At 61.5% G+C, this 6,845-nt stretch carries 6 protein-coding genes; 2 read left to right on the forward strand and 4 right to left on the reverse strand.

The genetic code is table 11. The features are described from left to right. Positions 1–207: 207 nt before the first annotated feature. From lpxB to E5J99_RS20500, 4 genes are all read right to left on the reverse strand, one after another. Entirely contained in the window at positions 208–1,317 is a 1,110-nt protein-coding gene (gene lpxB / locus E5J99_RS20485; protein WP_135499672.1) for a lipid-A-disaccharide synthase, read from the reverse strand. Between the two features lie 165 nt (positions 1,318–1,482). Next, the gene (locus E5J99_RS20490; RefSeq protein ID WP_135499673.1) at positions 1,483–1,899 is read right to left on the reverse strand and encodes a 6-pyruvoyl trahydropterin synthase family protein; all 417 of its coding nucleotides are present in this window, start codon (positions 1,897–1,899) and stop codon (positions 1,483–1,485) included. Between the two features lie 94 nt (positions 1,900–1,993). After that, complete coding sequence (locus E5J99_RS20495) at positions 1,994–3,001, reverse strand: FecCD family ABC transporter permease (RefSeq protein ID WP_135499674.1); 1,008 nt, start codon at positions 2,999–3,001, stop codon at positions 1,994–1,996. After that, positions 2,998–3,912, reverse strand: coding sequence for an ABC transporter substrate-binding protein (locus E5J99_RS20500; protein WP_135499675.1), 915 nt, complete (start codon positions 3,910–3,912; stop codon positions 2,998–3,000). Before E5J99_RS20500 ends, E5J99_RS20495 begins: the two co-directional genes overlap by 4 nt. A gap of 178 nt (positions 3,913–4,090) precedes the next feature. Here E5J99_RS20500 and rfaD point away from each other — a divergent pair, with 178 nt between their 5' ends. Both rfaD and E5J99_RS20510 read left to right on the forward strand, forming a co-directional pair. Beyond that, positions 4,091–5,056, forward strand: coding sequence for an ADP-glyceromanno-heptose 6-epimerase (gene rfaD, locus E5J99_RS20505; RefSeq protein WP_135499676.1), 966 nt, complete (start codon positions 4,091–4,093; stop codon positions 5,054–5,056). A 197-nt stretch (positions 5,057–5,253) separates the two neighbouring features. Then, positions 5,254–6,645: an FAD/NAD(P)-binding protein gene (locus tag E5J99_RS20510; RefSeq protein ID WP_135499677.1), complete on the forward strand. Its 1,392-nt coding sequence runs from the start codon at positions 5,254–5,256 to the stop codon at positions 6,643–6,645. Positions 6,646–6,845: the final 200 nt, after the last annotated feature.

Genomic DNA, 6,845 nt, shown 5'->3' on the forward strand with positions numbered 1-6,845 from the left:
GCGGGCCGCGCAGGCCCGCACCGAGCAGGCCCTCAAGGCGGCCTTGCACGAGGCCATCGCCTGGATCAGCAGCCCCGATGCCCGCCACTGGTTTGCCCACTGCGGCTATCACGTACCGGCTCGGTAGCAACTGGCCACACTGTTCACGAAACCGCTATAAGGCAGAGGCAACAATAGTTCATAAACCGATTTTAGTCCAGTACTGGCTTACTTCTTCAAATATCCCACCATCAGCTCCGCCGCTTTCTTCGCCGCGTTGTTGCGCCCCAGCTTCTCGCGCAGCTCGGCGTAACCGGCTTTTTGCTGCGCAATAAACGCGTCGTCCTGCAATACTTTTTTGAGTTCGGTGACGAGGTTGCGGGAATTGAATTCGCCTTGAATCAGCTCTTTCACAACTTCCTTACCGGCAATGAGGTTGACCAGGGAAATGTAAGGCACTTTAATAACGGCCTTGCCAATGGCGTAGGAAACGGCGCTGGTACGGTAGCACACCACCTGGGGCACGTCGAACAGAGCGGTTTCGAGGGTAGCGGTGCCGCTGGTGACCAGGGCCGCCTTGGCATGGGTGAGCAGGTCGTAAGTTTCGTCGAAGAGGATGCGGACGTTGTTGCGCTCGAAGTTGGCGTAGTAGTTCCGGTCGAGGTTGGTGACGCCGGCCACCACGAACTGATAGTCCAGAAAGGGCGGGATGATGGCCGTCATTTCGTAGAGCATCTCCTCAATTTCCTGCTTACGGGAGCCGGGCAGCACGGCAATAATGGGCCGGGCGGGGTCGAGGCTGTTGCGCTGGTGGAAGTCGGTGGAGGGCTGGTGGTCGGCAATGGCATCGACGGTAGGGTTGCCGATGTAGTCGACCTGGTAGTCGAAGCGCTGGTAGAACTCGGCTTCGAAGGGCAGAATGACGAACATTTTATCGACCAAGGCCTTCACGGTATGCACGCGACCCTGGTTCCAGGCCCAGATTTTGGGCGAGATATAGTAGAACACTTTGAAGCCCTGGGCCTTGGCAAACTTGGCGACCCGCAGGTTGAACCCAGCGTAATCGACCAGAATCACGACATCGGGCTGGTAGGCCATGATGTCGCGCTGGCACTCCTTGAGGTAGCCCCGAAACTTAAGAATACTGGTAGCCGCTTCCCAGAAGCCCATAATGGCCATTTCCTGGTAGTGGTGCACAAGCGTGCCGCCCTGCTCCTGCATCATGTCGCCGCCCCAGCCGCGGAATTCGGCGGCCGGGTCTTGCTGCCGCAGCTCGCGCATGAGGTGGGCGGCGTGGAAGTCGCCGGAACGCTCACCAGCAATCAAGTAATATTTCATTGGGTTGAAATGCGGCGGTTGATGGCCTATTCAAAACTTATTGCGGCTGTCCTGCTGCGCTTGCCGCAGCCTCTCTACTGCAATGGTAATCGGAGTACTGTGGCGGAAGAGAGGCTTCGACTGCGCGGACGCCAGATGAAGCAGGACACTGCCAATTACGGCATTCTACTCGCCGTAATATTCTACGAAGTTGCGGGGCGTTTCGTAGAGTTTGATGCAGTGGAGCTGGGCAGTGGAAATTTTGGGGATTTCGCGGGCCAGAATTTGCCAGAATGCCACCACCAGATTCTCAGTGCTGGCCAGCTGGCCGGCCATGAAAGGGACGTCGAGGTTGAGGTTTTTGTGGTCTACCTGATCCACGATGTGCTCCCGGATGAGGGTGCTAAGCTGCTTAAGGTCGATGACGAAGCCGGTTTCGGGGGCTGGCTGACCTTTCACGGTCACGATGAGGTCGTAGTTGTGGCCGTGCCAGTTGGCATTGGAGCAAGGTCCGAATACTTCTGTATTGCGCTCTGCGGTCCAGGTGGGGTTGTAGAGCTTGTGAGCGGCGTTGAAATGCTCCTGCCGGCTGACGTAAATCATTCGTTGGGGTACTGAAGTGGAGTGGTTGCCTGCTGAGAAGCCCCGGCCAGGCTGACATAATCAGCGGCGGAGCAGGCAGCAGCGGGCACCAGTGTTAAAGCGTCACGCGCTTTTTGCGCAGCAAATATACGAAGAACGGTACGCCGAATAAGGCCGTGATAAGCCCTACCGGTAAGCCGGCCGGCGGATAGAGCAGCCGGGCCAGCAGGTCGCAGCCCAGCAGGAAGTCGGCCCCGAGCAGGGCGCAGAACAGCAAGTTGGCCTTGCCCGTAACGCCCAGCAGCCAGCGCGTCAGGTGCGGAATCATCAGGCCCACGAAGCCCACGGGGCCACACAGCGCCACTACGCAGCCCGTAAGCGTGGCCGCCGTCACGACCAGAATCCAGCGGGTGCGGGCTACGTGCACGCCCAGGGTTTGGGCTCGCTCCTCGCCCAGCAGCAGCACGTTAAGGTCTTTTTGCAGGAAAACGAGCAGCACCAGCGCCGCCGCCAGGGCCCCGGCCGGATACGGCAGCACGTCCCAGCCGGCCCGCTCGAAGCTGCCCATGGCCCAGAATACGACCGTTCGCAGCTTGCCTTCGGAACTAGACATAAAGGTGAGCAGCCCACCCAAAGCGGCGGTGAGGGAGCTGATGGCCACACCCGCGAGCAGCAGCTGACCCGGAATAAGCTGGCCGCGCTGGCTACCCAATGCCACAACAATGAGCGTAGTGACCAGCGCCCCCACCAGCGCGGCCACGGGTGGCAGGTACACACCTCCCACGGTTAAAGTAGTGAGCAGAGAATAGCAGAGAATAGCGCCCAGCGAAGCACCCGAGGCCGTCCCCAGCAGGTAAGGGTCAGCCAGCGCGTTATTGACCATGGCCTGCATCAGATAGCCGCTCACGGCCAGGCCGGCCCCGGCCAGCAACGCCATAACGATGCGCGGCAGCCGCAGCTCGACCAATGCCAGCTGCACCGGGTCGGCGGGGGTATAGTGCAGCAGCGTGTGGGCAATGAAGGCGTAGTCGGTGGCGAAGCTGCCGATGCGCAGGCCCAGCACGACCAGCAGCACCATCAGCGCCAGGCTGGCCAGAATCCAGGGGACGGCGCGGCGCGTCATGGCATGCGTAACAAGTGTTGCAGCTCCCGCACCGCCTCCACGACGCGGGGACTGGGGCGCTCCATCAGGCTACCCGTGATGCCGTAGACGCGGCGGTTCTGGTAGGCTTTGATGCGTTTCAGCTCCGGGTAATTTTTGAAAAACGTGCTATCCAGCTTGCCGAAGCTGCCGCCGATGAGCACGTCGGGGTTGAGCTTGAGAATATACTCGCGGGTAAGAGCCGGGTAAGGCTGGGGAAAGTGCTCGGTTACGGCATTCTGGCCCCCGGCGAGACGAATCCGGTCGGTGAAGAGCGTATTCTCGCCGTAGACGTAAATCGGGTCTTGCCAGGTGATGGCCAGCACGCGGGGCCGCGTTGCGCTGACGGCCACCTCCTGCTCCAGCGTTTTCAGCTTGGCGGCCAGCGAATCGGTGATTTTGTGGGCCTGGGGGGCGCGGCCCAGCAGGCGGCCCAGGTCGGTGAGGCCGCGCATAATGTCGGTTACTTTCGTGTAGCGCTGGCAATACACCGGGATGCCGAGCTTTTCCAGGCGGGCAATATCATCGAGCGAGGTAATGCCTTCCACGGTAAATACCACATCGGGGTGCAACGCCACGAGGCCTTCCAGATCGAGCGGGTAGCTGTTGATGACGGGCTTGCGCAGGGCCGCCGCAGGAAAATCACAGACCTGGGTGCGGGCTATGATAGTAGCGGTATCGGCCACGGCGTAGAGCATTTCCGTCATGGACGCGGCCAGGGACATGATACGGCGCGGGTGAGCCGGAATGGTAAGCGAGTGGCCGAGGTCGTCGGTGACGTGCTGCGACGTTTCAGCCGCCGCCGCCGCCGCCGGTTTGTCGTCAGAGTGACAGCCAATGAGCAGAACGAGCAACGGAAGGCCGATAAAGAGCCGGGAGAGCAAACGCGTCATGGGCCAAAGGTAGTGCGGGGCACGCAAGCACCAGCTGCTTTTCGTCGGGACTCGGCGTCCTCTGCGCCGGCCTCTGCGTACCTCTGCGGGAACCGTCGTGGCAAAACGGAGCTGTTGGGGCACAGCAGCGCGGAGCCACCCATCGTTTTTCCCTACTTTTGGCCAAAATACCAACCTTATGATTGTTGTCACCGGAGCGGCCGGCTTTATTGCCAGCTGCCTTGTTACCCGCCTGAACGCCGCCAATTTCAACGATATCGTGGTGGTGGATAATTTCGCCGTGGAGCGCAAGCTTGCCAACCTCAAAGGCAAGCGCCTGCGCGAATACGTGGACCGCAACGAGTTTTTTGAGTGGCTCGACAAAAACCACGCGGAGGTGGAGTTCATCTTCCACCTGGGCGCCCGCACCGATACCGCCGAGCAGGACCGCGCAGTGTTTGACCTGCTCAATGTGGAGTATTCGCAGAAAATGTGGCGCGCCTGCTGCCAGTATCAGCTGCCGCTGGTGTATGCGTCGTCGGCGGCTACCTACGGCTCGGGCACGCTGGGCTACTCCGACGAAGACGCACTACTGCCGCTACTGAAGCCCCTGAACCCGTACGGCGACTCAAAAAATGACTTCGACAACTGGGCCATGAATCAGCCGGAAAAGCCGTTTTTCTGGGCGGGACTCAAGTTTTTCAATGTATACGGGCCCAATGAATATCACAAGGGCCGCATGGCTTCGGTGATTTTTCATGCCTTCGAGCAAATCCGGCAAACGGGGTCGATGACGCTGTTCCGCTCGCACAACCCGGACTTTGCCGACGGCGAGCAGAAGCGGGACTTCGTGTACGTGAAGGACGTGGTGGAAGTGTGCTACTTTTTGATGCGCAACCGCCAGCATTCGGGCATCTACAACCTCGGGGCCGGCGAAGCCCGCACCTTCCTCGACCTGACGCTCAACACGTTCAAAGCCCTGGACCGTACCGCCGACATCCACTTCCGCGACACGCCCGAGGATATTCGCGACACCTATCAGTACTTCACCCAGGCCGAAATGCAGAAGCTGCGCGGCATCGGCTACGACCGCCCCTTCACCCGGCTCGAAGACGGCATCGACGACTACGTGCGCAACTACCTCATCCCGGGCCAGTACCTGTAGCATTCCGGCTAGTGTGCAGCGGTCTGCTGCGGGCATTTCGTCTTTTTCTGCCGCCCGGTCGTAGCTATACGGCCGGGCGGCTTGCGTTCCGGCGGCCAGTTTTGCGGAGCTGGGAACGGCTCTATTTCCCAGAACGGATTTTTTAGCGCATTTTCTCCCCGCAATTGCGCGCTGCTCCTACCCCACAACCAGCCACGGTGTCACAAAGAACCATTACGATTCTGGGCGGAGGCTTCTCCGGCTCCATGCTGTTGGTGCAGCTCGCCCGGCTCACGGGCGGCCCCTATGCCTGCGACGTGCACATAGTGGAGCCGCGCGCCACGCCAGGGCCGGGCCTGGCGTATTCGGCACGGCGCAAAGAATACCTGCTCAATGTGCGGGCACCGTTTCTGAGCGCCTTTCCGCACGAGCCCACGCATTTTGCCGACTGGCTGCGTACCACCAACGCCCCGGTGTGCGCGGGCGGCTTCTGCTCCCGCCAGACGTATGGGCGCTATCTGCAGCACCTCACCGAAGAAGTGTTGGCCTGGCCCTCGGCAACGGGGATGCGGTTTTTCTTCCACCATCAGAAAGCCGTAGCGGCTACCCTAGCCCCCGACGGCGCTTCGGCTACGGTACGGCTGGCCGACGGACACGAAATCAACAGCCACCAGGTCGTGCTGGCATTGGGCAACTTCCCGCCGGCCCCCGACCTGCGCATCAGTCCGGCCGTTCGGGCCAGCCCCACCTACCACAGCAACCCCTGGGGCCCGCAGGCGCTCCAAAATATCCAGCCCGACCACACAGTATTGCTAATCGGCTCGGGACTAACGGCAGTGGATGTGCTGCTGGGGCTGGCCGCCGATGGGCACCACGGCACCGTCACGGTGGTGTCGCGCAATGGCCGCTGGCCCACGGTGCACGGGCCGCTGGGCCAAAGCTACCCCAGCTTTTACGCCACCGAGCTAGCCAGCCTGACGACAGTAGCCGACGTGGTACGCGTGGTTCGGCAGCACACCCGGGCGGCGGCCGCGCAGGGCCTCGACTGGCGGCCCGTTATCGACTCGCTGCGGCCCGACCTGGGGCGCATCTGGCAGGCATGGCCCGAGGTGGAACAGGCGCGGTTTCTGCGGCACGTGGCTTCCATCTGGTCGGTGGTGCGGCACCGCAGCCCGCCCCAGAATACGCTGGCCGTGCAGCAAATGCTGGACGCAGGCACCGTGCAGCTGCGCCTGGGCCGGGTAACGGACATTCAGCCCGCTGGCCCCGATCTGGAAGTCAGTATCAGTCGGCGGGGGGAGCAGGAGCAGCTGGTGGTGCGGCACGTTATTTCCTGCACGGGCCCGCTCTTGAACTACAGTCGGGTTCAGGATCCGTTGGCAAACAGCCTGCGCAGTGCGGGTCACCTGGTGCCCGATGCGCTGCAGTTGGGCATTCAAACGGATGAGCACGGAGCACTGCTCGATATGCAGGGCCGGGCGTCCACGATATTCTTCACGCTGGGCCCAAGCCGCCGGCCCGCCTATTTCGAATCGACGGCGGTGCCGGAGCTGCGGCAGCAGGCGGTGGCGCTGGCCCAGCATCTACAGGCCGATATTCCGCAGGGCTGAAAACGCGGGGGCTTTGTGAGAAGCAACAGAACGGCCGCCTGTCGAAGCATCATAATTCCCAGGCACATTGTACCTCTACTTTGGCAGGTTAAGGGGCGTGCGGCCGGGGGTGCTTGGGGGTATTAGCTCGTGCCCGCTGGTGCACGGCAGCCAGTAAGGCATCATCTTGGTGGAGTAGGTTTTGTAGGTTTTGCAGCTTT

The organism is Hymenobacter elongatus (genome assembly GCF_004745955.1).
Classification (GTDB): Bacteria; Bacteroidota; Bacteroidia; order Cytophagales; family Hymenobacteraceae; genus Hymenobacter; species Hymenobacter elongatus.

Excerpts from the sequence above, each read along its gene's own strand:
- lpxB (WP_135499672.1), bottom strand. The coding sequence starts at position 1,317 with ATGAAATATTACTTGATTGCTGGTGAGCGTTCCGGCGACTTCCACGCC.
- E5J99_RS20490 (WP_135499673.1), bottom strand. The coding sequence starts at position 1,899 with ATGATTTACGTCAGCCGGCAGGAGCATTTCAACGCCGCTCACAAGCTC.
- E5J99_RS20495 (WP_135499674.1), bottom strand. The coding sequence starts at position 3,001 with ATGACGCGCCGCGCCGTCCCCTGGATTCTGGCCAGCCTGGCGCTGATG.
- E5J99_RS20500 (WP_135499675.1), bottom strand. The coding sequence starts at position 3,912 with ATGACGCGTTTGCTCTCCCGGCTCTTTATCGGCCTTCCGTTGCTCGTT.
- rfaD (WP_135499676.1), top strand. The coding sequence starts at position 4,091 with ATGATTGTTGTCACCGGAGCGGCCGGCTTTATTGCCAGCTGCCTTGTT.